We start from the raw sequence: 23,100 nt of genomic DNA on the forward strand, positions 1-23,100 counted from the left end.
AAACAGCCCGCTGACCTTCATATAGAGAGGCAACGGGCATCGCCAAGACGACCGCCAGTGAAAAGCTTCTTTGCAGAGATGGTATCGATCGGCCGCCGCTTATCCAGGCACGCGATCGAGGCGCATGTATCGACCATCCGTCGACGCCTTGAACCCCAGCTTCTCATAGAGTTTGTGCGCGTCTGCGGTCGACAGGCTCCAGTGCGATACCGTGACAAGCTCTGGATGATCGATGAGCGCGCTCACCAGCCGTGTCCCGATGCCCTGCCCGCGGTGTCCGGGCCAGATGATGACGTCGGCGAGATAGGCGAAGGCTGTGCAGTCGGTGATCGCCCGGGCGAAGCCGACTTGTTCGCCGTCGACATAGGCAGCCGCGCACAACGAATTGGCAAAGGCGCGATGATGAAGCGCATCGCTCCGTCCGGCGCCCCAATAACTCGCCATCAAAAGGTCGGATGTCGCTCGGAAATCGATCCGCGACAGCTCGAAACTGATCTCGCAATCGGGCATGGTTACACCCCTTGCCGGCGGCATGGCGGGAGGTTGCGCGCAGCGTGTCGCCTACCCGCGATCCCTGAACCGGTTGGTGATGGGATAGCGGCGGTCGCGGCCGAAATTCTTCCTGGTGATCTTGACGCCCGGTGCCGCCTGCCGGCGCTTGTACTCGGCGATGTAAAGCAGGTGCTCAATGCGCGTCACGGTCGCCCGGTCGTGGCCGCGCGCGACGATGTCATCGACCCCCATCTCATTCTCGACCAGGCATTCGAGAATGTCGTCCAGCACCGGATAGGGCGGCAGCGAATCCTGGTCGGTCTGGTTCTCGCGCAGTTCCGCCGACGGCGCCTTGTCGATGATATTCTTCGGAATGATTGCACCGGAGGGTCCGAGCGCGTCCGGCGGCACATGGCTGTTACGCCAGCGCGACAGCGCGTAGACCTGCATCTTGTAGAGGTCCTTGATCGGATTGAAGCCGCCATTCATGTCGCCATAGAGCGTGGCATAGCCGACCGACATCTCGCTCTTGTTGCCCGTGGTGACCACCATCGAGCCGAACTTGTTGGAGATCGCCATCAGGATGGTGCCGCGCGCACGGCTCTGCAGGTTCTCCTCGGTAATGCCTTCCTTGGTGCCCTCGAAAAGCGGTGCCAGCGCATGCAGGAACCCTTCGACCGGCTCAAAGATCGGCACGATGTCGTAACGGCAGCCAAGCGCACGGGCGCAATCCTCGGCGTCCTTCAGAGAGTCCTTCGACGTATAGCGGTAAGGCATCATCACAGCGCGCAGCCGTTCCTCGCCGAGCGCATCGACGGCAAGGGCGGCGCAGATCGCCGAATCGATGCCACCCGACAGACCGAGCACGACATTCTTGAAGCCATTCTTGTTGACGTAGTCGCGCAACCCAAGCATGCAGGCGCGGTAATCCGCCTCGTCCCTTTCCGGGATCTTCGACATCGGCCCCTGGGAACAGACCCAGCCCTCGCCCTGACGCTTCCAGACCGTGACGTCCACGGCCTCCTCGAACTGGCTCATCTGGAAGGCAAGCCGCTTGTCCGACCCTATGGCGAATGACGCGCCGTCGAAGATCAGCTCGTCCTGGCCGCCAAGCTGGTTGGCGTAGAGGATCGGCAGGCCGCTTTCTATGACCTGCCGAATGACGACCTGATGGCGGACATCGATCTTGGCGCGGTAGTAGGGCGAGCCGTTCGGCACAAGAAGGATCTCGGCGCCGCTCTCGGCGAGCGTCTCGCAGATGCCGAAATCACCCCAGATGTCCTCGCAGATTGGGACGCCGATGCGCACCCCGCGGAAATTGACCGGCCCCTGGATTTCGGGGCCGGCCTGGAAGACGCGCTTTTCGTCGAACTCGCCATAATTCGGAAGATCGAGCTTGTAACGCTCGGCGATGACCTTACCGCCATCGGCGAATATTATGGAATTGTGCGTGCCGCTCTTGCGCTTCAGCGGCGTGCCGATGATGATTCCGGGGCCCCCATCCGATGTGTCGGCGGCAAAGTCCTGTGCGGCCTTTTCACAGGCCTTGAGAAACGCCGGCTTCAGCACCAGATCCTCCGGCGGATAGCCGGCAAGAAAAAGCTCCGTGTAAAGCACCAGATCGGCGCCCTGGCGGGCGGCGTCCGCCCTCGCCTCGCGCGCCTTGGCGAGATTGCCTGCTATGTCGCCGACGGTCGGATTGAGCTGGGCAATGGCGATGCGGAGGATATCGAGCGTCTTGGTCATGCTGCTGACTTAGCGCGACGCAATTCACCGGGCAATGGCGTTCGCTTGGACCAATCAGACCGGATAATACTCCTCTCAACCATGTCCGATCGGCGACCGCGAAGCGCGGCTGGACGGCGGCGATCCGTCCTCGCCCATATAGTCGCGCAACGCCTGCGGAGAATGATTGTCGCCGATCGACATCGCCAGGATGCGCGAGATGTGTCGGCGCGGCAGGCCTGTCTCGGCCACCCACCGGTTGAGTTGCGCCTGGATCTTGTCGAGGTCCCGCTTCGACGTTGGGCTCTCGGCAATATCGAGACCCGCATCGCGCAGTGCCGCCGCCATATCGCCCGAAATAACGAAAGCGTCCCAGCCCAGCCAGCGCAGGAAATACTGTCCGGTATTGCCGCCGAGCCGGCTGCCATGCTTGCCGAGCCAGGCCATCAGTCCGACCTGATCTTCGGCCGGCCATTCAGCAAGGAAACGGCCGAAACCACCATGTTCCTTGGAAACGCGCTCGACGAGAGCGGCGTTTTCGCGCACGGACCTGATCTTCTGCGGATTACGCACGATGCGCTGGTCGGATGCCAGATCGTGCCAGAAATCGTTGGGCTGGAACAGGAGCCGCTTCGGTTCGAAGCCCAGAAAGGCCTCTTCGAAGCCAGGCCATTTCTGCTCTATGACGCGCCAGACAAAGCCGGCCGCAAAGACGCGCTCGGCCATGGTCGACAACACACGGTCGTCCGCAATATCGGCCACCGCGGCATTGTCGGGCACCGGCCCAAGCAGGGACGCGAGCTCGGCCTCGCCGCCCTTTCGAGTGGCGGCACGCCTACGGATCTTGGCGAAATCTGACATTTGCTCCCATCTCGATGCCGCGTTTTTGACGGCGCGGCATCTTCCTATATGGAGACGAAGCTGCCAAGCCGACGCTTCTGATATGGAGACATCCATGAACAAGACTGTGCCCGAACTCGCGAACCGTTGGCTAACGCGAACAGCGGAAACCCTGACCGATCCCGAACGGCGAGTGCTGCAAAGCACAGTCGACCGCAAGCCCTTGTCGGAGAATGTCAATGAGAGCCTAGCCGGCCTCCAGGATGCGGGAGACCGGATCGCCGACGCCATCGCGCGCGTCGGCGGATCGTGGACGTTCATCCTGTCCTTCATCGCCTTCCTGGTCCTCTGGATCGGCTCCAATTGGTGGCTGCTTGGGCAGAAGTCGTTCGACCCCTACCCCTTCATCTTTCTCAACCTGGTGCTGTCGATGATCGCCGCCCTGCAGGCCCCGGTGATCATGATGTCGCAGAACCGCCAGGCGGTGCGCGACCGCATCGACGCCGCCCACGACTACGAAGTCAACCTCAAGGCCGAGATCGAGATCATGGCGCTGCATGAAAAGCTGGACGAACTGCGTCACAGCCAGATCATCGGCATGCGCGACGAGATCGGGCAACTGGCCGAAATGGTCAAGCGGATTGACGAGAGGCTGACACGGCAGCACTCGGCTTCGTGACCGAGGCGATCCATCATCTGATCGAACAATACGGCCTCCTCGCCGTCTTTCTCGGCTGCGTCGCGGAGGGCGAAAGTGCGGCGATCCTCGGCGGCTTCTTCGCGCATCAGCATATATTCGTGCTGTGGCAGGCCATTGTTGCGGCTGCCCTCGGCGCCTTTATCGGCGACACGCTCTTTTTCCTTCTCGGCCGGAGTTTCGCTGACAACCGCCAGGTCGACAAATTTCGCCGGCGGCCAGGATTTGGCCGCGCCTACCGACTTCTGAACACCCATCCCGACATCTTCGTGCTGTCGAACCGTTACATCTACGGCATGCGCCTGGTTGGCGGCATCGCGGCAGGTCTGTCGACCATACCAACGTGGCGCTTCGTCATCCTCAACGCCATCTCATCTGTTGTCTGGGCGGTGCTGTTCAGCGCTATCGGCTATATCTTTGGATTGGGCGCGGAACGCTTCATCGGCCAGGCTTTGCTGCGTCATGAGCGATTGCTGGTCGGGCTCGGCATAGGCCTGGCTGTGGCGATCCTTGGCTGGTTTGTCGCCCGTCATATCGCCGGGAAAGAACGCGCCAAGGAAGGCTGAACGTCAGTCCACACCGAGTGCCCGATCACCGCGGTCGAGGATCAGCGGGATGATCAGGTCTTCCTCGTCGGCGAGATGCCGGGCCAGCATGGCGATCAGCCGGCTGTTTTCATCGGCATAGACGTCGGCTGCGAAGCGCTGTCTGTCCTCGCTCTCCTGAAGCGTCTTCATGAACGCGTTGGCGGCTTCGGCATTGCGCTCGAGCCCTTCGTGAATGGTGTGATGATCGGCATCGAGGATCTCGAAGCCGCGCTTCAGCCGCGCCTCGGCCTTGGCGAAAACCGGAAAATAATGATGATCCTCGACATTGTGGTGGCCATCCAAATGACCGAGAAAATGATTGAGGCGAGGCGCGAACCAGCGCGCGAAATCGGGCGCCGTCAGCCTGCCTTCGCGGTAGTCGCCTATTCCGTTGGTCAGAAGGCTGCCGAGCTCGCGAAACATGTCGTGCCGCTGCAGCCACATCGTGGCGATACCATGAATGTTGGCGTGCTTCTGCCAGTTTTCACGCGGGTACTTTTCAGCCAGCCAGCGCAAGTCTTCCGGCAGGCCCCCGCGCTCGAGGAGCAAAGAATTGGTGGCTTCGGACATGACAGTCTCCTATGGTGACCGTCATATGGGATGGCCGCTGCTAGATCGGTAGCCCCGTGATCCGCTCGATGACGGCGATGCCCCAGACGCCCGCGACGATCAGCACCGAAATCAGCACGGCCAGCGACCCACAATCCTTCGCCAGTTGAATGTCGACGTTGAATTCCCGGCTGAACGCGTCGCAGGCCGCCTCGATGCCGGTGTTCAGCACCTCGACCATGATCAACAGCAGTACCGCGCCGATCAGCAGGACATAGCCGCGCCACGAGGTTGAAACAAACCAGCCGAGCGGCACAGCGAGGGCGAGCAGCGCCAACTCCTGCTGAAAAGCCTTTTCGCTGACGGCAAGCTTGCGAAACGCGCGCAGCGAATTGAAATAAGCACCGATCAGTCGCTGCATGCCCAAACTCCGTTCGGAATTACCGGCACGGATAAAGCAACGGCCCGGTCAATGGAATAAGGCGGCTCGCCGAAACTTCATTCGGCAACAGGTATCGAGGGCGTAGACTTTTCAAATCGCGGCAGTCCGTCGTCGATCGAATAATAGTCCCCCTTGTCGCCGACAAAGATATGGCATTCGCCCTGCAGGCCGGTTGGACGGTCGAATGAACCCGCCATGACCGAAATATAGTCATTGTCTCTGGGCTTCCAGAACATCACGGAGCCGCATGCCTTGCAAAAGCCGCGCCTGGCGAATTCGGACGCTTCGTACCAGGTGATGCTTTCCGAGCCTTCGATCACGATATTGGCGTCGGCGACATTGGTGGCGGCATAGAAATGCCCGCTCTGCTTCCTGCATTGCGTGCAGTGGCAATAGACGACGCCCCGCAACGCGCCCTGTGTCCTGAAGCGAACCGCTCCGCACAGACACGATCCCTTGTGATTGTCGCTCATCCTGTCACCTTAAAGAACGATGCCCTGCATTGGCGTATTCGTCAGGATTCCAGCTTCGCCGCCCGTTGTCATAAGCAAATGCGACATGCGCCATTAGGGGCGTCGGAAAATTGTTTCTCCACGCGACGGCCCGCTAGGCGACCAACGCCGGGCTCCCCGCGAGGGTCGGCGATCCGCGATCAGCCGTTTGCAACCTGTTTATGCTGAATGGGCTGGCTCTTCTTCAGCAGGTCGGACACGAGGAAAGCCAGCTCGATCGCCTGGTCCGCGTTGAGGCGGGGGTCGCAATGGGTGTGGTAGCGATCCTGCAGTTCGTGGGCGGTGATGGCGCGCGCACCGCCAGTGCATTCGGTGACATTCTTGCCGGTCATCTCGACATGGATGCCGCCGGGATGCGTGCCCTCGGCGCGGTGCACCTCGAAGAAGGTCTGGACCTCCTTCAGGATGCGGTCGAATGGCCGTGTCTTGTAACCGGCGGCCTCGATGGTGTTTCCGTGCATCGGGTCCGACGACCAGACCACGCTTCGGCCTTCCTTCTGCACCGCGCGCACCAGTTTCGGCAGATGCTCGGCGACCTTGTCGGAGCCGAAACGCGCGATCAGCGTCAGGCGGCCGGGTTCGTTCTCGGGGTTGAGCAGGTCGATCAGTTCGAGCAAGCCGTCCGGGGTCAGCGACGGGCCGCATTTGAGCCCAAGCGGGTTCTTGATGCCGCGGCAATATTCAACATGGGCATGGTCCGGCTGGCGGGTGCGGTCGCCGATCCAGATCATATGGCCCGAGGTGGCGTACCAGTCGCCGGAAGTCGAATCGACACGGGTCAGCGCCTCTTCGTAGCCAAGCAGCAGTGCCTCATGGCTGGTGTAGAAATCGGTCTCGCGCAGCGCATAGTTGGTTTCCGAGGTTATGCCGACGGCCTTCATGAAGTCCATCGTCTCGGTGATCCGGTTGGCGAGCTTGCCGTACTTCTCGCCCTGCGGGCTGTCGGAAACGAAGCCGAGCATCCAGCGATGCACATTCTCCAGGCTGGCATAGCCGCCCTGCGCGAAGGCGCGCAAAAGGTTGAGCGTCGCCGCCGACTGGCGATACGCCATCTCCTGGCGCGCCGGATCAGGAATGCGTGACTTGGCGTCGAATTCGATGCCGTTGATGATGTCGCCGCGATAGCTGGGCAGCGTCACACCGCCCTTGGTTTCGTTGTCGGAAGAGCGCGGCTTGGCGAACTGGCCGGCGACCCGGCCGACCTTCACAACCGGCTGTGCGCCGGCAAAGGTCAGCACGACGGACATCTGCAGGAAGACGCGGAAGAAGTCGCGGATGTTGTCCGCGCCATGCTCGGCAAAACTCTCGGCGCAGTCGCCTCCTTGCAGCAGGAAAGCTTCGCCGGCAGCGACAGCGGCGAGCTGCTTCTTCAGCTTGCGAGCCTCACCGGCAAAGACCAGCGGCGGAAAGGTGGCAAGCTGGGCTTCCGTGTTCTTCAGCGCGGCAAGGTCCGGATAGGCGGGCACCTGCTTGATCGGCATTGCTCTCCAAGAATTCGGCGACCATTTCGTCATCGCTGCACCCAACGCTCTTTCCTGCGAGTAATCTCACCCGCCACTTCCCGCCCCATATGGGGTGGCGGCTCCATACACGAAGCCGATTTCCTATTCTAGACCGGAATTTCAGCGCTGGCGAATGATGGCCGAAGGCTCACTGTATGTGGTCCAATACTGCGAGATAGAAGAGCCCCAACCCCAGGAGCAAACATGACGGGCTATAGAACCAGGTATCGTAGCTGGCGAAACGGGTGCTTCTGACGTGCTTGAACAGCCCGAAATATCTGGACCAGCTCAATGCCCGCGCCGTGAAGATGAGGGCCCAAACGAGGACTCCAATCCTCAGGACCTGTTGTGACAAAGGCAAACGTACCGTCCCGGTGAAGGCAAGGAGCAGCAGAAGCACCAGTGCCAGCATCAAACCGACGGCGATGGCGCCCAAGGCTGTTTCCTTCACAGCCGGAACACCGTCTTCGCGTTGCGGAAGCGAAACGCTGGCGCCGATGTGGCCGCCAAAGCCCCAGTAGATATGAAAGCCAGCGCCAAGCATCAAAAGCGCCGAGCAGAGGGCGATGACCACAGGCGTCATCCTCGTCGAGCGACCTCATCCAGGCGCTTCAACTCGCGGCCAAGCCCACCGGTCAAATCGAGGGCAAGCATGCGCAATAGAGCGATGGCGCTCCATAGAGGCCGCTCAGCGAAAGGCTTGTTGCTGTTATGCTCAAGCAAAGGATGGGTGAGCAGGGCAGCGAGATAAAACAACGGAACAATGACTAGGAATGCCCACCAGACGACAAGCACGGACGCCATTGCCCCGGCAATCGGCGCGAAAAACAGACCCAGATAATGGACGAACCGGGTTGAAGGTCTTGAATGGCCAGCCAGATAGCCGAGCCAGTATTCATCGAATGTCCGCGGGTTCATGATTTTCCCCGTTGAGCGATGAGTTGCGGGACCATCTGCACATTTACGGCACAATACTTCAATGGTCCGATTCGTCGCAGATACCAGTCGCGCCCAAGCTCTGAGTCACGGCTGCTTTGATCATACATCGATCGCAGTGCGACCTTTGCAACAGAGCACGGCTTTGATGCTAGGCGGCTTTATCCACCAGCCGCGCCAACTGCGTCATGACGACGGCAGAACCCGCCAGCCGCTTCTCGGCAGTTGGCCAATCGCGGGCAAACACCACGCTATGGTCGGGCCGGATCTTGGCCAACGAACCCTGCTCGCCGATGAAGCGGACCAGCCCGACCGGGTCGGGGAACTCGCGCTTGCGGAAATGGATGACGACGCCCTTTGGCCCGGCGTCGAGCTTCTCGACATTGGCCTTCCGGCAAAGCGCCTTGATGAAGACGATCTTCAAGAGATGCTTGACCTCGTCCGGCAACGGCCCGAAGCGATCGATTAGTTCGGCGCCGAAAGCATCGATTTCCTCGGTGTTCTCGAGATCGCCCAGGCGGCGGTAGAGCGCCAGCCGCAGCTGCAGGTCCGGCACATAGCTTTCCGGGATCATCACGGCCGTGCCGACGGCGATCTGCGGCGACCAGCCGCCATCCTGGACCTCGCCGGAATCCTTCACTTCGGCGACGGCCTCCTCAAGCATCTGCTGGTAGAGCTCGAAGCCGACCTCCTTGATATGGCCGGACTGCTCTTCGCCGAGAAGATTGCCGGCGCCCCTGATATCGAGGTCGTGGCTGGCCAGTTGGAAGCCGGCGCCCAGCGTGTCGAGGGACTGCAGCACCTTCAGCCGCCGCTCGGCGGTGTCGGTCAGCTTGCGATTGGCCGGCAGCGTGAACAGGGCATAGGCGCGCACTTTCGAGCGGCCGACGCGGCCGCGCAGCTGATAGAGCTGCGACAGCCCGAACATGTCGGCGCGGTGGATGATCAGCGTGTTGGCGGTCGGGATGTCCAGCCCGGATTCGACGATGGTCGTCGACAGCAGCACGTCATATTGCCCGTCGTAAAAGGCGTTCATGATGTCGTCGAGTTCGCCCGGCGGCATCTGGCCATGGGCCACCGCCACCTTCAGCTCAGGAACGGATGCCTTCAGGAAATCATTGATTTCAGAGAGATCGCTGATGCGCGGGACGACATAGAACGAATGCCCGCCGCGATAGCGCTCGCGCAGCAGCGTCTCCCGGATTACCAACGGGTCGAAGGGCGAGATGAAAGTTCGCACCGCCATGCGGTCCACCGGCGGCGTGGCGATCAGCGACAGTTCGCGCACACCGGTCAGCGCCAGTTGCAAGGTGCGCGGGATCGGCGTCGCCGACAGCGTCAACACATGGACGTCGCTCTTCAGGTCTTTCAGCCGTTCCTTATGCTTGACGCCGAAATGCTGCTCCTCGTCGATAATCAGCAGGCCGAGATTCTTGAATGAAATCGACGATCCGAGCAGCGCATGGGTGCCCACGACGATGTCGACCTGGCCCTCGGCGATACCTCTCTTGGTCTCGGCCAGCTCCTTTGCGCCCACCAGCCGGGAGGCCTGGGCGACGCGGATCGGAAGCCCGGAAAAGCGCTGAGAGAAGGTCTTGAAATGCTGGCGCGACAAAAGCGTGGTCGGCACCACCACTGCCACCTGGAATCCTTCCATCGCCGCGATGAAGGCGGCGCGCAGCGCCACTTCCGTCTTGCCGAATCCGACATCGCCGCAGATCAGCCGGTCCATCGGCTTGCCGGCGGCGAGGTCATCGCGCACCGAGTCAATCGCCGTCTGCTGATCGTCGGTCTCTTCATAGGGGAACCGCGCGGCGAATTCGCCATAAAGGCCCTCGGCCGGGACCAGCGCCGGCGCCGCACGCATTTGCCGCTCGGCGGCGATGCGGATCAGCTGCCCGGCCATGTCGAGCAACCGCTTCTTCAGCCGCGCCTTTCGCGACTGCCAGGCCCCTCCGCCGAGCTTGTCCAGCGTCGCCTCGGCCGAGTCCGAACCGTAGCGCGACAGGAGCTCGATATTCTCGACCGGCAGGAACAGCCGGTCGTCACCTGCATAGTGGATTTCCAGGCAGTCGTGCGGCGCGCCTACCGCCTCTATCGTGCGCAGGCCGATGAAGCGGCCGATGCCGTGGTCGGCATGGACGACAATGTCCCCAGCCGAAAGCGCCGAGGCTTCGGCGATGAAATCCGACGCCCGCTTCTTGCGTTTCGAGCGCCGTATCAGCCGGTCGCCGAGAATATCCTGCTCGGCGACGACCACCAGTCCCTCGGTCTCGAAACCGGATTCGAGCGGCAGCACGGCCAACGCCGCCTGCCCCGGCTCGAGCTTCTCAGCTTCCGCCAGCGTCACGACCTGTTTGAGATTGCCCAGATGATGCTCGGCCAGGATCTGGCCGAGCCGGTCGAGCGAGCCTTCCGTCCAGCCGGCAATGACGACGCGGCGGCGCGCCGCACGCTCGTCGGCGATGTGCCTGACGACGATATCGAAGACATTGATGCTCGGGTCGGCGCGCTCCTCGACAAAGCTGCGGCCTTGGCGCGAGCCGGCATGATAGACTTTCTTCGTGCCCGCATCGGGAGCGTCGAAGGGCGTGAAGTCGATGGCTTCGCGCGGTCCAAGCGATGCGATCAGGTTTTCGGGCGAGAGATAAAGCAGGTCCGGCGGCACCGGCTTGTAGGGCACCGCGTCCTTCAGCGCGCCGTCGGCCTGCTTTTTGCGCGCTTCATAATGGTCGAGGATCAGCGTGTGGCGTTCGGCCAGCGCTTCATGCGCCAGATGGTCGAAGATGACCGGCGTTTCGGGCAGATAGTCGAACACCGTTTCCAGCCGTTCGTGGAAGAACGGCAGCCAGTGCTCCATGCCGGCAAAGCGCCTGCCTTCGCTGACCGCCGCATAGAGCCCGTCATCGCGCTGGGGCGCCCCAAAGGCCTCGATATAGGAGCGGCGGAAGCGGCTGATGGTCTCTGGCGTCAGCGCCACCTCGCTCATCGCCTGCAGTGCCATCGATTTGCGCTGGCCGGTGGTGCGCTGGGTGCCGGCGTCGAAGACGCGGATCGATTCCAGCGTGTCGCCGAAGAAGTCGAGCCTGAGTGCTTCGGTCCAGCCCGGAGCGAAGAGGTCGAGGATGCCGCCGCGCACGGCGAACTCGCCGATGCCGCGCACGGTCGGCACCCGCTCGAAACCGGAGGTCTCCAGCCGCGACACCAGCACGTTCATGTCGATCTGGTTGCCGGGCCTGGCATGGAAGGTCTGCGCTTCGACCAATTCCGAAGGTGGAATGCGCTGCAGAAGGGCATTGGCGGTGGTGAGGATGACCGCGCGATGCGGCTTCTTTGCCAGCGCGATCATGGCCGTCAAGGCATCGAGCCGCTTGGCGGCGGCGTCCGATCCGGGCGAGACGCGGTCATACGGCAGACAGTCCCAGGCCGGCAATTCGAGGACCGGCAGGCCGGGCGCCGCAAAGGACAGCGCCTCGATGATTGCCGGCAACCGTTGCCCGTCGCGCGCCACGAACAGCACCGGTTTGTCGGGCGCGATCTCGAGCGCCGTCTGGACGAGCGCGAACGCCTCATAGCCGTCGGCAACGCCGTCGACGATGAACTGGCCGGCGCGCCCTTTCGGCAGGCCGATGGTGGGTATGAGGCTCATAAAATCACGTTGGTCAGAATGTCATGGAATGGCGGAATGCCAGGATCTTTTGCAGGACGGCACAATCGATATCCGCTGGGACCGAGCGTTCGCCGGTGACCATGGGCAGGAAGTCGGTGTCGGGAATGTCGAGGAGCCTCTCATATTGGTCGATTTCCGCCTTGGTCAAGGTGCCGATCTCGGCGTCGGCGAACGTGCCGAGGATCAGGTCCATCTCCCGCATGCCCCGATGCCAGGAGCGGAACAGAAGCTTGCGGCGGTGCGCGTCCAGCCCCTCGCTCGATCTCTTCGTTCCGCTCATTGGTGGCTTATCCTCGCTTGCTGCGGCCATATAGCGTGGATAGAGGGTGCTGTCAGCCTTGCGCTGAGGCCGTCGCGACATAAGCTGACTTCATGCGTCCATCCATCCTCGATCCGTTATTTGTCCCGATCACCTCGCTTGCCGGCGTGGGACCGAAGGTCGGCGCGCTGATCGAGAAAGTCGTCGCGGCGGATCTCGGCGACCGCGCCGCACGGGCCGGCGATCTCCTGTTCGTGCTGCCGCATACCGTCATCGACCGTCGCAACCGTCCCGGCATCGCGCTGGCGCCCGAAGGCGCCATCGTCACGCTCGAGCTGCGCATCGATAGACACCAGCCGCCGCCACGCGGCAACAGGGCCGTACCCTACCGGGTCTACGCCCATGACGATACGGGCGAAATCGGACTGACCTTCTTCCACGCGCACGCCTCCTACCTGGAGAAGGCGATGCCGGTGGGTGAGCATGTCGTCGTCTCGGGCCGCATGGAATGGTTCAACGGCCGCCCCACCATGGTCCATCCCGACCATATCGCACTGGCCGGCGAGGCGGAAAACCTGCCGCTCGTCGAGCCGGTCTATCCCCTCACAGCCGGGCTCTCGAGCAAGATACTGCGCCGGGCAATTGGCCAAGCACTGGCGCGCGTTCCGCAATTCCCGGAATGGCAGGACGGCGCCTTCATGCGCCGCCACACATTTCCAGCCTTTGGCGATGCTCTCACCCGCATCCACATTCCAGCGGACCCGATCGATGTTTCCATCGATGGCGCCGCCTGGCGACGCCTGGCCTATGACGAGTTGTTGGCCGGCCAGGTTTCGCTGGCGCTGGTGCGGGCGAAAGTCCACCGCCTGTCCGGGCGCCCGCTGGTCGGCGACGGCCGCATCGTCGAGAAACTGCGCGCCGCTCTTCCATACACACTGACCGGCAGCCAGGAGTTCGCGCTGGCCGAAATCAATGCCGACCTTGCCAATCCCGAACGCATGCTGCGGCTGCTGCAGGGCGATGTCGGTTCCGGCAAGACGGTGGTGGCGCTGCTCGCCATGGCACGCGCCGTCGAGGCCGGCGGCCAGGCGGCCTTGATGGCGCCGACCGAAATCCTGGCGCGCCAGCATCTGGCGACGATCGCTCCGCTTGCGGCCAGGGTCGGCCTGCGCATCGCCATCCTCACCGGTCGCGAAAAGGGGCGCGAGCGCGCCGACACCTTGGCCGGCTTGGCGAGTGGCGAGATCAATATCGTCGTTGGCACTCACGCATTGTTCCAGGAGACGGTCACCTTCCATGATCTGGTGTTCGCCGTCATCGACGAGCAGCACCGCTTCGGCGTTCATCAGCGGCTTGCCATCACCGCCAAGGGGGATGCGCCCGACATGCTGGTGATGACCGCGACGCCGATCCCGCGCACGCTGGTGCTGACCGCCTTTGGCGACATGGACGTGTCGAAGCTGACCGAAAAGCCGGTCGGCCGGCAGCCGATCCGCACCGTCACCCTGCCTTTGGAAAGACTGGACGAGTTGGTTGGCCGCATGGTCGACGCCGTCGCCGGCGGCCAGAAAATCTACTGGATCTGCCCGCTGGTCGAGGAATCCGAAGAGATCAAGCTGATGTCCGCCGAGGACCGCTTCGCCTCGCTTAAGCCGCTGTTCGGCGACCGCATCGGCCTGGTCCACGGCCGCATGAAAGGCGCCGAGAAGGACGAGGCGATGCGCGCCTTCAAGCAGGGCGAGACGCGCATCCTGATCGCCACCACGGTCATCGAGGTCGGCGTCGACGTCCCGGACGCCACCGTCATGGTCATCGAGCATGCCGAACGCTTTGGCCTTGCCCAGTTGCACCAGTTGCGCGGCCGGGTCGGCCGTGGCGACAAGCCCTCCTCCTGCGTGCTCCTCTACAAGGACCCGCTCGGCGAGACCGCCAAACGCCGGCTGTCGGTGATGCGCGAGACCGAGGACGGCTTCCTGATCGCCGAGGAGGATCTGAAGCTGCGCGGCGAAGGCGAATTGCTCGGCACCCGGCAGTCCGGCACACCCGGCTTCCAGGTGGCGCGCATCGAGGCGCATGCCGACCTGTTGGAAGCGGCCCGCGACGATGCCAGGCTGATCCTGTCGCGCGACCCCGAACTGCAATCGGATCGAGGCGAGGCGTTGCGCCTGCTGCTCTATTTGTTCGGCCGCGACGAGGCGGTGCGGCTGCTGCGCGCCGGATGAGATGCGAGCGTTGGATTGGCCACTTTTCCGTTGATCGGCTCGCCGTTGACAGTCACCAACCTTGACTTCACCTCGGGCGCCACCAGCCCGGCCGAGACGATCAGCTTGGCACCGTCCTCGATGGTCATGTCGAGCAGCACGATATCGGATTTCAGCACATACATCAGGAACCCGGTCGTCGGGTTTGGCGCGCAAGGCATGAACACCGCGATCAGAGGGTCGCCCTCCTGGTCGAGCTTCTGGTTGATCTCGGTTTCCTTTTCGCCGGAGACAAAGACCAGAGACCAGACGCCCTTGCGCGGATATTCGACCAGCCCAACCTGGCGGAACATGTCTCCCTTGTTGGACAGCACGGTCTCGAAAATCTGCTTCAGCGAGCCATAGATGCCGCGCACCAGCGGCATCCGCCCAAGCAGCCGCTCGCCGAACCCTACGATGGCGCGGCCGACAATGTTAGCGGTGAGAAAACCGATCAGCGTGATCATGACCAGGGCGACGATAAGCCCGAACCCGGGAACCGGGAATGGCAGATAGGTATCGGGGCTGTAGCGGGCAGGAATATAAGGCTTCACCCAGGAATCCACCCAACCGATGACCGACCATGCGATATAGGCGGTGATCGCCAGCGGCGCGCAGACGATGAAGCCCGTGAGGAAATAGTTCCTCAGCCGGGTCATGCCGGAGGTCTTGGGAGCATCGGACATGGGTCACCGGGGGCGCGGGTTTGCGCGCAACATTAGTGAACCGGACGGCCCTTTGAAACTGCGAAGTTTTTAAAAGCCCGATTAGGGACGCCTACTCCACCGTCACCGATTTCGCCAGATTGCGCGGTTGGTCGACATCGGTGCCCATGAACACTGCGGTGAAATAGGCCAGCATCTGGATCGGCAACGCGTAGATGATCGGCGAGATGATCTCCGGCACGTCAGGCAGGATGATCGTCTCCATCGTCTTCACGCTTGCCTGCGCCGCGCCCTTGCTGTCGGTGATCAGGATGATTTTCCCGCCGCGCGCCGCGACTTCCTGCATGTTGGAAACCGTCTTCTCGAAGATCCGGTCATGCGGGGCGATGACGATCACCGGCATGTTCTCGTCGATCAGTGCGATCGGCCCATGCTTCAATTCTCCCGCCGCATAGCCTTCGGCGTGGATATAGGAAATCTCCTTGAGCTTCAGCGCGCCTTCCATGGCCAGCGGAAAATTAGTATCGCGGCCGAGATAGAGAACGTTCTTGTGATAGGAGAGATCGCGGGCGATCTTTTCGATCTGGTGGTCGAGCTTGAGCACCTGGTTGGCGTAGCGCGGCGCTTCCGACAGTTCGCGCACCAGGGATTTTTCCTGTTCGGGCGAGATCTTGCCGCGTGCGACGCCGGCGCGCACAGCCAGCGATGCCAGCACCGACAACTGGCAGGTGAAAGCCTTGGTCGAGGCGACGCCGATCTCCGGTCCCGCCAGCGTCGGCAGCACCACGTCGGATTCCCGCGCCATGGTCGATTCGCGCACATTGACGACGGCGCCGATCTTCATCCCCGCCTTGCGGCAATAGCGCAGCGAGGCCAGCGTGTCGGCGGTCTCGCCCGATTGCGAGATGAAGAAGGCGGCGTCGGTCGCAGACAGCGGCATTTCGCGGTAGCGGAATTCCGAGGCGACATCGATATCGACCGGCAGCCGTGCGTAGCGCTCGAACCAGTATTTGCCGATCAGGCCGGCGAGATAGGCCGTGCCGCAAGCCGAGATCGCCAGCCGGTCGATCTTGGCGAAATCGAAAGGCAGATCGAGCGGCTTGGACACGCCGCCGACGAAATCGAGATAGTTCGCCAGCGTGTGCGAAATCACTTCGGGCTGTTCATGGATTTCCTTTTCCATGAAATGACGCCGGTTTCCCTTGTCGACCATGAAGCTAGTCGAGAGCGATTGCTGGCGCCTGCGCTCGACCTGATTGCCATCGATGTCGAAGATGGTGACGCCTTCACGGCGCAGCACCGCCCAGTCGCCATCCTCGAGATAGGTGATGGAATTGGTGAAAGGCGCCAGCGCAATGGCATCGGAGCCGAGGAACATTTCACCGTCGCCATGGCCCACGGCCAGCGGAGGGCCGTTGCGGGCGCCGACGATCAGGTCTTCATCGCCCTTGAACATGATGGCCAGCGCGAAGGCGCCTTCCAGGCGCTTCAGCGCCCGATGCGCGGCCTCGACCGGCTTCAGCCCGCTGGCCAGTTCGCGCGCCACCAGATGGGCCACGACCTCGGTGTCGGTCTGCGACGTGAATGCGTATCCGTCCCGGATCAGTTCCTCGCGCAGTTCGGCGAAATTCTCGATGATGCCGTTGTGGACGATGGCCACGCCATCGGAAAAATGCGGATGCGCATTGGTCTCGTTCGGCACGCCATGGGTCGCCCAGCGGGTGTGACCGATGCCGATCGTTCCGGCGAGCGGATCGTCCTTGAGCCGGCGCTCGAGGTTGACCAGCTTGCCCTCGGCACGGCGCCGAGCAAGCTGCCCATGCTCCAGCGTGGCGACGCCGGCCGAATCATAGCCGCGATATTCGAGCCGCTTCAGCGCATCGACGATGAGCGGCGCGACCTGCGAATTGCCGACGATTCCAACGATACCGCACATACGGAAGACCCCCGATTGCCCGCGGAAAACCAGCATATCTAGGGGATGGCCGGCCTGCCGTGAAAGTCAAATTGCATTTCGTCCCGCGTTAGCGGGAATCGTTCCTTGCGGATGCACTATCATGGATGGCTTTTGCAAGCCCATTACCACAGTCGTCTGGATCTCAGACATTCGGTTCCGATTCGGAAACCCTTGGCTAGTCCGCGAGCCATGAACGACGCCGCGCCCACCATTCTCCTCTGCGAACGATCGGGCCGCTGACCGTCAATGGTCGGTGGCGGCTGCCTTCTTCTTCGCCGCCGCGGACGCAAAGCGTTCGCGCAATTCCTTGCCCTTCCCGGGGATGGTCTTCTGCCTTGCGCGGCCAAAGGCCAGCGCGTCTTCGGGCACGTCTTCGGTGATGACGCTTCCCGAGGCGATGTAGCCGCCCTTGCCGATCGTAATCGGTGCCACCAGCGAGGAATTGGAGCCGACAAAGGCACCCTCGCCGATGTCAGTGAAGAACTTCGAGTAACCGTCATAATTGCAGGTGATGGTGCCGGCGCCGATATTGGCGCCAGCGCCGACGCGTGCGTCGCCGATATAGGTCAGATGGTTGACCTTGGCGCCCTCCTCGACGACAGCCTGCTTGACCTCGCAGAAATTGCCGACCTTGGCCTTTTGCTTGAGATCGGCGCCCGGCCGCAGCCGCGCGAACGGCCCGACGTCGCAGTTCGAGGCAATGGTGGCGCCTTCGATATGGCTGAAGGCATGGATCTTGGCTCCGGTAGCGATCTTCACGCCTGGGCCGAACCACACATTGGGCTCGACCAGCGTGTCGGCGCCAATCTCGGTGTCATGCGAGAAGAACACGGTTTCCGGCGAGATCAGCGTCACGCCCGACAGCATCACCTCGTGCCGGCGGCGCGCCTGCCAGATGCCTTCGGCCTGCGCCAGCTCGGCGCGATTGTTGATTCCGAGCGCGTTCTCGAAGCTGGCTTCGGTAGCAACGACTTCGAGGCCTTCGCCGGTGGCGATTTCGACGATGTCCGTGAGATAGTACTCGCCCTTGGCATTTGCGTTGCCGACCGCGTCGAGAAGGCCCAGGGCCTTGCTGCCGTCGATTGCCATAAGCCCGCCATTGCAGAAGGTGATGTTTTTCTCCTCCTCGCTGCAATCCTTTTCCTCGCGGATTGCGACCAGCCTGCCGCCCTTTTCGATCAACCTGCCATATCCAGTCGGATTGGGCGTACGGAATCCGATGACCGCGACAGAAGCCCCCTCGGCCAGTTTCAGTCGCGCCACGGTCAGCGCACCCGGATCGATGAGCGGCGTGTCGCCGAACATCACCAGGACATCGTCATAACCTCTTGCTATCGCTTCGCGGGCGGCCAGCACGGCGTGGGCGGTGCCGAGTCGCTTGTCCTGCACGAAGGTCTCGGCATCAGGCGCGAATTTCGTGGCCGCCTTGCGCATTTCCTCGGCGCCATGGCCGATCACCAGCGCCTGATCCCCCGAGCCCGCAAGTTCCGCCGCTTTCACCACATGCGCCACCATCGGCAGCCCGGCGATCTGGTGCAGCACCTTCGGCAGCGAACTCTTCATCCGCGTGCCTTCGCCGGCGGCGAGGACGATGGACAGGCAGGATCTCTGGCTCATGGACGGACAACCAATATGAAGAGGGTCGGGAATCGCGACTATCTAGCATTGGCGCCATGCTTCACCAATGCGGTTAAATTCCGGTTTGGGGCGGAGCCGCTCACGGTTTCCGGTGCCGGCTCTACCCGAGCCGCCCCAGCACCGGGAAATTCTCCAGCAGCCAGTAGGACACCGTCTGCACGCCACCAGTGAGGAAGAATACGCCGGCGACGACCAGCAACGCGCCGATCGCCTTTTCGACACGGCCGAGATGGACGCGGAATTTGCCGAGGAAACGCATGAAGGCGCCGGAAAAGAGCGCAGCGATCAGGAACGGGATGCCTAGCCCAAGCGAATAGGCGGCGAGCAGCAGCGCGCCCTCGCCCACGGTTTCACGCCCGCCCGCCAGCGTCAGGATCGGCCCGAGAACCGGGCCGATGCAGGGCGTCCAGCCGAACGCGAAGGCGAGCCCCATGACATAGGCGGCGACCGCGCTTGCCGGCTTGCCCTGCGACTGGAAGCGCGCCTCGCGCGACAGCAGTGGGATGCGAAGGATGCCGAGGAAGTTCAAGCCCATCAGGATGATCAGCACGCCCGCCGCCATCGCCAGCGGCTCCTGCCAGACGCGCAGCAGCCGGCCGATGGTCGAAGCACCGGCGCCGAGCGCCACGAACACGGTCGAGAAGCCGAGCACGAAGGCGATCGACGAGTAGAGCAGCGCGCCACGCGCGCCTTCTCGAGCCGTTACGCCTGCACTGCCACGGAAATCGTCGACCGAAACGCCGGCCATATAGCAGAGATAGGGCGGCACCAGCGGCAGCACGCACGGCGACAGGAACGAGATAGCCCCCGCCCCGACCGCGCTGACATAGCCGATGTCCAATGCCATTCCCAACCTCCACCACCCGGCGCCGATATAGGCTGCACGCGGCTTGTCCACCAATCACCATTTTGTGGCAAGCCGACGTTTGCGTGTCGTGCCACGGAAGAAAGCGGCGGCGGCCGGCGTTGAGCAAGCGAGGCCGCGATTTCTCGCACCTCTTTGGACATCCAGGGAGTTTTCCATGAAAACGATCACAGTCGGGCTAGCCGTATTTCTGCTGAGCACTGCCGCCGCCTTCGCCGCCGATGCGTGGAAGGAAGCCGAAATCGGTGGCGCCAAGATCTACACCGATGCCAATGGCATGACGCTCTATACCTACGACAAGGATGAGAAGGGCAAGAGCAATTGCTACGACAAATGCGCCACCAACTGGCCGCCTCTCAAGGCCGAAGCCGGCGCGATGGCTGATGATGAGTGGAGCGTTGTCGACCGCACCGACGGCACCAAGATGTGGGCCTATGACGGAAAGCCGGTCTATACTTTCATCAAGGACAAGAAGGCCGGTGATGTGACCGGCGATGGCGTCGGCGAGGTCTGGCACATCGTCAAGGCCGACTAACAGCCTGCCTGGACCGAACGGAACTGGTCGCCGGGCCTGCGGGGTCTGCGACCAGCCCAATCGACCCGAACTGCGTGGCGCCACCGTGGCCAGTCATCCCGGCGACTCAGGTGATGCAGACCCTGGCGTTGCCGGGGACGCGGACCACCATCCATCCCAAACAACATCACCCGAATTCCCCGATTTCCTGCATACACTCTAAGAGTGTATTGCCACGGACTGCCCCGCCAATTTGGGCGCTTCCCCTTGACCGAATGCGAAAGCGCGGCCATGTGAGCGGCAACAGAACCGAGATTTCGTCGCGCGCAGCGGAATTCTTCTGCCGCATCACAGCTGATATGAGACCTCATGGACGTCGTCGTCGTCGAATCGCCGGCCAAGGCGAAGACAATCAACAAATATCTCGGCAAGAACTATAAGGTTCTGGCCTCGTTCGGTCACATCCGCGATCTGCCGGCCAAGGATGGCTCGGTGCGTCCCGACGAGGATTTCGCAATGTCCTGGGCCGTCGACACGGCCTCGGGCAAGCGGCTTGCCGATATCGCCAAGGCGGTCAAGGATGCCGATGGGCTGATCCTCGCCACCGATCCGGACCGCGAGGGCGAAGCGATTTCCTGGCATGTGCTGGAAGTGCTGAAGCAGAAGCGCGCGCTGAAGGACAAGCCGGTCAGCCGCGTCGTCTTCAACGCCATCACCAAGTCTTCGGTGCTGGAGGCAATGGCCAACCCTCGCCAGATCGACGCGCCCCTGGTCGATGCCTATCTGGCCCGCCGCGCGCTTGATTACCTGGTCGGCTTCACCCTGTCGCCGGTATTGTGGCGCAAGCTGCCGGGTGCTCGCTCGGCCGGGCGTGTCCAGTCGGTCGCGTTGCGTCTCGTCTGCGACCGGGAATCCGAAATCGAGCGCTTTATCCGCGAGGAATACTGGCAGATCTCGGCGCTCCTCGGCACGCCACGCAACGAGAATTTGGAGGCGCGGCTGACGGCATTCGACCGCAAGAAGCTGCAGAAACTCGACATTGCCAACAAGGCGCAGGCCGACGACATCAAGTCGATGCTCGAAGGCGCGACCTTCAAGGCGCTGTCCGTCGAGGCCAAGCCGACGAAACGCAACCCCGGCCCGCCATTCACCACCTCGACCCTGCAGCAGGCAGCCTCCTCGGGCCTCGGCTTCTCAGCCAGCCGCACCATGCAGGTGGCGCAGCGTCTCTATGAAGGCATGGAAATCGGCGGCGAGACCACCGGCCTGATCACCTATATGCGAACCGACGGCGTGCAGATGGCGCCGGAGGCGATCTCGGCGGCCCGCGACGCCATCGTCAAGGAATTCGGCCCCAGATACCTGCCGGAAAAGCCGCGCCATTACACCGCCAAGGCGAAGAACGCCCAGGAAGCACACGAGGCGATCCGTCCGACTGATTTCATGCGCACCCCGGCATCGGTCAGGCAATATCTGGATTCCGACCAGATGCGGCTCTACGAGCTGATCTGGAAGCGCGCCATCGCCAGCCAGATGCAGCCAGCCGAGATCGAGCGCACCACCGCCGAGATCGAGGCGGTCAATGGTACGCGCACCGCCGAACTTCGCGCCGTCGGCTCGGTCGTTCGGTTCGACGGCTTCATCGCCGCTTACACCGACCTGAAGGATGACGACGCCGAAGACGAGGAAAATCGCCGGCTGCCCGAAATCCGCACCGGCGAGCAGCTCGCCCGCCAGGCCATCAACGCCACCCAGCACAGCACCGAGCCGCCGCCGCGCTATTCCGAAGCTTCGCTGATCAAGAAGCTGGAGGAACTCGGCATCGGCCGGCCCTCAACTTACACGGCGATCCTGAAGACGCTCGAAGACCGTGACTATGTCACGATCGACAAGCGCCGGCTGGTGCCGCAGGCCAAGGGCCGGTTGTTGTCGGCTTTCCTGGAAAGCTTCTTCAAGCGCTATGTGGAGTATGATTTCACCGCCTCGCTCGAGGAAAAGCTCGACGAGATCTCCGACGGCAAGCTCGCGTGGAAAGAGGTGCTGCGCGACTTCTGGAAGGATTTCTCGGGCGCAGTTTCCGACATCAAGGAGTTGCGCGTCACCGACGTCCTGGACGCGCTCAACGAAGAATTGGCGCCGCTGGTGTTCCCGGCGCGTGAAGACGGCTCCAACCCTCGCATCTGCCCGAAATGCGGCTCCGGCAATCTGTCGCTGAAGCTGGGCAAATTCGGCGCCTTTGTCGGCTGCTCGAACTATCCCGAATGCTCGTTCACCCGCCAGCTCGGCGATGCCGCCAACCCCAATGGCGAGAATGGCGCCGGCGAGGATGGCACCAAGGTCATCGGCAAGGATCCCTATACGGCGGAGGAAATCACGCTCCGCTCGGGTCGCTTCGGCCCTTACCTGCAGCGCGGCGACGGCAAGGAGGCCAAGCGCGCCAGCCTGCCCAAGGGCTGGACGGCTGAAACCATCGATCATGAGAAGGCGTTGGCTTTGCTGTCGCTGCCTCGCGATGTCGGCAAGCATCCCGAGAGCGGCAAGATGATCTCGGCCGGGCTCGGACGCTACGGGCCGTTCGTGCTGCATGACGGGACTTATGCCAATGTCGACAGCATCGAGGATGTGTTTTCGATCGGCCTCAACCGCGCCGTGTCGGTCATCGCCGAGAAGCAGTTGAAGGGTAAGGGCGGCCGCAATGGCGGCACAGCCGCTGCGCTCAAGGAGCTTGGCGACCATCCCGACGGTGGCGGCAAGATCGTTGTGCGCGACGGCAAATACGGGCCTTACGTGAATTTCGGCAAGGTCAATGCCACGCTGCCGAAGGGCAAGGATCCCCAGTCGGTGACCATCGAGGATGCGCTGGCGCTGATCGCGGAAAAAGAAGCCAAGGGCGGCGGCGGCAAGAAACCGTTCCGCAAGGCGGCAGCGGCCAAGGCACCCGCTGGCAAGACGAGCACGACGAAGAAGGCAGCCGCCAAGAAGCCGGCCGCGAAGAAAAAAGGGTAGCAGC

20 protein-coding genes are annotated in these 23,100 nt (G+C 62.6%); 5 read left to right on the forward strand and 15 right to left on the reverse strand.

What is annotated here, in order from left to right; genetic code table 11:
* Window positions 1–99: 99 nt before the first annotated feature.
* From LB513_RS15365 to LB513_RS15375, 3 genes are all read right to left on the reverse strand, one after another.
* Complete coding sequence (locus LB513_RS15365; RefSeq protein ID WP_224664342.1) at window positions 100–510, reverse strand: GNAT family N-acetyltransferase; 411 nt, start codon at window positions 508–510, stop codon at window positions 100–102.
* Between the two features lie 51 nt (window positions 511–561).
* On the reverse strand, window positions 562–2,238 hold the full coding sequence (locus tag LB513_RS15370; RefSeq protein ID WP_224664343.1) for an NAD+ synthase: 1,677 nt from the start codon (window positions 2,236–2,238) through the stop codon (window positions 562–564).
* A gap of 75 nt (window positions 2,239–2,313) precedes the next feature.
* Complete coding sequence (locus LB513_RS15375; RefSeq protein WP_224664344.1) at window positions 2,314–3,078, reverse strand: DNA-3-methyladenine glycosylase I; 765 nt, start codon at window positions 3,076–3,078, stop codon at window positions 2,314–2,316.
* Window positions 3,079–3,172: 94 nt separating this feature from the next.
* Between LB513_RS15375 and LB513_RS15380 the strand changes: the two genes are divergently transcribed.
* Together LB513_RS15380 and LB513_RS15385 are read left to right on the forward strand one after the other, a co-directional pair.
* Window positions 3,173–3,736 (forward strand): DUF1003 domain-containing protein, encoded by a 564-nt coding sequence (locus LB513_RS15380; protein ID WP_224664345.1) that lies wholly within the window; start codon window positions 3,173–3,175, stop codon window positions 3,734–3,736.
* Entirely contained in the window at window positions 3,733–4,320 is a 588-nt protein-coding gene (locus tag LB513_RS15385) for a DedA family protein (RefSeq protein ID WP_224664346.1), read from the forward strand. Before LB513_RS15380 ends, LB513_RS15385 begins: the two co-directional genes overlap by 4 nt.
* Before the next feature lie 3 nt (window positions 4,321–4,323).
* Here LB513_RS15385 and LB513_RS15390 read toward each other — a convergent pair whose 3' ends face one another.
* From LB513_RS15390 to LB513_RS15425, 8 genes are all read right to left on the reverse strand, one after another.
* Window positions 4,324–4,911 (reverse strand): hemerythrin domain-containing protein, encoded by a 588-nt coding sequence (locus LB513_RS15390; RefSeq protein ID WP_224664347.1) that lies wholly within the window; start codon window positions 4,909–4,911, stop codon window positions 4,324–4,326.
* 40 nt (window positions 4,912–4,951) lie between these two features.
* Window positions 4,952–5,311, reverse strand: a complete 360-nt coding sequence (locus LB513_RS15395) for a diacylglycerol kinase (RefSeq protein ID WP_224664348.1) — start codon at window positions 5,309–5,311, stop codon at window positions 4,952–4,954.
* A 77-nt stretch (window positions 5,312–5,388) separates the two neighbouring features.
* Complete coding sequence (locus LB513_RS15400; RefSeq protein WP_224664349.1) at window positions 5,389–5,805, reverse strand: GFA family protein; 417 nt, start codon at window positions 5,803–5,805, stop codon at window positions 5,389–5,391.
* Window positions 5,806–5,984: 179 nt separating this feature from the next.
* Window positions 5,985–7,358, reverse strand: coding sequence for a class II 3-deoxy-7-phosphoheptulonate synthase (locus LB513_RS15405; protein WP_224664517.1), 1,374 nt, complete (start codon window positions 7,356–7,358; stop codon window positions 5,985–5,987).
* Between the two features lie 136 nt (window positions 7,359–7,494).
* Entirely contained in the window at window positions 7,495–7,920 is a 426-nt protein-coding gene (locus tag LB513_RS15410; protein ID WP_224664350.1) for a DUF3995 domain-containing protein, read from the reverse strand.
* A gap of 5 nt (window positions 7,921–7,925) precedes the next feature.
* Window positions 7,926–8,264, reverse strand: a complete 339-nt coding sequence (locus LB513_RS15415) for an Mpo1-like protein (RefSeq protein ID WP_224664351.1) — start codon at window positions 8,262–8,264, stop codon at window positions 7,926–7,928.
* Between the two features lie 169 nt (window positions 8,265–8,433).
* Window positions 8,434–11,931: a transcription-repair coupling factor gene (gene mfd / locus LB513_RS15420; protein WP_224664352.1), complete on the reverse strand. Its 3,498-nt coding sequence runs from the start codon at window positions 11,929–11,931 to the stop codon at window positions 8,434–8,436.
* A 13-nt stretch (window positions 11,932–11,944) separates the two neighbouring features.
* Window positions 11,945–12,232, reverse strand: coding sequence for a succinate dehydrogenase assembly factor 2 (locus LB513_RS15425; protein WP_224664353.1), 288 nt, complete (start codon window positions 12,230–12,232; stop codon window positions 11,945–11,947).
* A 92-nt stretch (window positions 12,233–12,324) separates the two neighbouring features.
* On the opposite strand from LB513_RS15425, the gene recG reads away from it, so the two are divergent.
* The gene (gene recG, locus LB513_RS15430) at window positions 12,325–14,433 is read left to right on the forward strand and encodes an ATP-dependent DNA helicase RecG (protein WP_224664354.1); all 2,109 of its coding nucleotides are present in this window, start codon (window positions 12,325–12,327) and stop codon (window positions 14,431–14,433) included.
* On the opposite strand, the gene LB513_RS15435 is transcribed toward recG, so the two are convergent.
* The 4 genes from LB513_RS15435 to LB513_RS15450 all read right to left on the reverse strand — a co-directional run bounded on the left by LB513_RS15435 (window position 14,385) and on the right by LB513_RS15450 (window position 19,558).
* On the reverse strand, window positions 14,385–15,137 hold the full coding sequence (locus LB513_RS15435; protein ID WP_224664355.1) for a DUF502 domain-containing protein: 753 nt from the start codon (window positions 15,135–15,137) through the stop codon (window positions 14,385–14,387). The two genes, recG and LB513_RS15435, sit on opposite strands and share 49 nt — an antisense overlap.
* Window positions 15,138–15,228: 91 nt before the next feature.
* Window positions 15,229–17,052, reverse strand: coding sequence for a glutamine--fructose-6-phosphate transaminase (isomerizing) (gene glmS, locus LB513_RS15440; protein WP_224664356.1), 1,824 nt, complete (start codon window positions 17,050–17,052; stop codon window positions 15,229–15,231).
* A gap of 264 nt (window positions 17,053–17,316) precedes the next feature.
* Window positions 17,317–18,690: a bifunctional UDP-N-acetylglucosamine diphosphorylase/glucosamine-1-phosphate N-acetyltransferase GlmU gene (gene glmU, locus LB513_RS15445; protein WP_224664357.1), complete on the reverse strand. Its 1,374-nt coding sequence runs from the start codon at window positions 18,688–18,690 to the stop codon at window positions 17,317–17,319.
* 121 nt (window positions 18,691–18,811) lie between these two features.
* Window positions 18,812–19,558 (reverse strand): cytochrome c biogenesis CcdA family protein, encoded by a 747-nt coding sequence (locus LB513_RS15450; protein WP_224664358.1) that lies wholly within the window; start codon window positions 19,556–19,558, stop codon window positions 18,812–18,814.
* A 175-nt stretch (window positions 19,559–19,733) separates the two neighbouring features.
* Here LB513_RS15450 and LB513_RS15455 point away from each other — a divergent pair, with 175 nt between their 5' ends.
* Both LB513_RS15455 and topA read left to right on the forward strand, forming a co-directional pair.
* Window positions 19,734–20,111, forward strand: a complete 378-nt coding sequence (locus LB513_RS15455; RefSeq protein ID WP_224664359.1) for a hypothetical protein — start codon at window positions 19,734–19,736, stop codon at window positions 20,109–20,111.
* A gap of 348 nt (window positions 20,112–20,459) precedes the next feature.
* A complete protein-coding gene (topA, locus tag LB513_RS15460; protein ID WP_224664360.1) occupies window positions 20,460–23,096 on the forward strand; it encodes a type I DNA topoisomerase in 2,637 nt (878 codons plus the stop codon).
* Window positions 23,097–23,100 lie beyond the last annotated feature (4 nt).

The organism is Mesorhizobium sp. ES1-1 (assembly GCF_020164785.1).
Classification (GTDB): domain Bacteria; phylum Pseudomonadota; class Alphaproteobacteria; order Rhizobiales; family Rhizobiaceae; genus Mesorhizobium.

What these genes read in the sequence shown, in the direction of transcription:
- mfd (WP_224664352.1), bottom strand. Translation starts at nt 11,931, where the DNA reads ATGAGCCTCATACCCACCATCGGCCTGCCGAAAGGGCGCGCCGGCCAG.
- LB513_RS15400 (WP_224664349.1), bottom strand. Translation starts at nt 5,805, where the DNA reads ATGAGCGACAATCACAAGGGATCGTGTCTGTGCGGAGCGGTTCGCTTC.
- LB513_RS15395 (WP_224664348.1), bottom strand. Translation starts at nt 5,311, where the DNA reads ATGCAGCGACTGATCGGTGCTTATTTCAATTCGCTGCGCGCGTTTCGC.
- LB513_RS15425 (WP_224664353.1), bottom strand. Translation starts at nt 12,232, where the DNA reads ATGAGCGGAACGAAGAGATCGAGCGAGGGGCTGGACGCGCACCGCCGC.
- recG (WP_224664354.1), top strand. Translation starts at nt 12,325, where the DNA reads ATGCGTCCATCCATCCTCGATCCGTTATTTGTCCCGATCACCTCGCTT.
- LB513_RS15450 (WP_224664358.1), bottom strand. Translation starts at nt 19,558, where the DNA reads ATGGCATTGGACATCGGCTATGTCAGCGCGGTCGGGGCGGGGGCTATC.
- LB513_RS15435 (WP_224664355.1), bottom strand. Translation starts at nt 15,137, where the DNA reads ATGTCCGATGCTCCCAAGACCTCCGGCATGACCCGGCTGAGGAACTAT.
- LB513_RS15390 (WP_224664347.1), bottom strand. Translation starts at nt 4,911, where the DNA reads ATGTCCGAAGCCACCAATTCTTTGCTCCTCGAGCGCGGGGGCCTGCCG.
- LB513_RS15365 (WP_224664342.1), bottom strand. Translation starts at nt 510, where the DNA reads ATGCCCGATTGCGAGATCAGTTTCGAGCTGTCGCGGATCGATTTCCGA.
- LB513_RS15380 (WP_224664345.1), top strand. Translation starts at nt 3,173, where the DNA reads ATGAACAAGACTGTGCCCGAACTCGCGAACCGTTGGCTAACGCGAACA.
- LB513_RS15415 (WP_224664351.1), bottom strand. Translation starts at nt 8,264, where the DNA reads ATGAACCCGCGGACATTCGATGAATACTGGCTCGGCTATCTGGCTGGC.
- LB513_RS15370 (WP_224664343.1), bottom strand. Translation starts at nt 2,238, where the DNA reads ATGACCAAGACGCTCGATATCCTCCGCATCGCCATTGCCCAGCTCAAT.
- LB513_RS15455 (WP_224664359.1), top strand. Translation starts at nt 19,734, where the DNA reads ATGAAAACGATCACAGTCGGGCTAGCCGTATTTCTGCTGAGCACTGCC.
- LB513_RS15405 (WP_224664517.1), bottom strand. Translation starts at nt 7,358, where the DNA reads ATGACGAAATGGTCGCCGAATTCTTGGAGAGCAATGCCGATCAAGCAG.
- LB513_RS15375 (WP_224664344.1), bottom strand. Translation starts at nt 3,078, where the DNA reads ATGTCAGATTTCGCCAAGATCCGTAGGCGTGCCGCCACTCGAAAGGGC.
- glmU (WP_224664357.1), bottom strand. Translation starts at nt 18,690, where the DNA reads ATGAGCCAGAGATCCTGCCTGTCCATCGTCCTCGCCGCCGGCGAAGGC.
- glmS (WP_224664356.1), bottom strand. Translation starts at nt 17,052, where the DNA reads ATGTGCGGTATCGTTGGAATCGTCGGCAATTCGCAGGTCGCGCCGCTC.
- topA (WP_224664360.1), top strand. Translation starts at nt 20,460, where the DNA reads ATGGACGTCGTCGTCGTCGAATCGCCGGCCAAGGCGAAGACAATCAAC.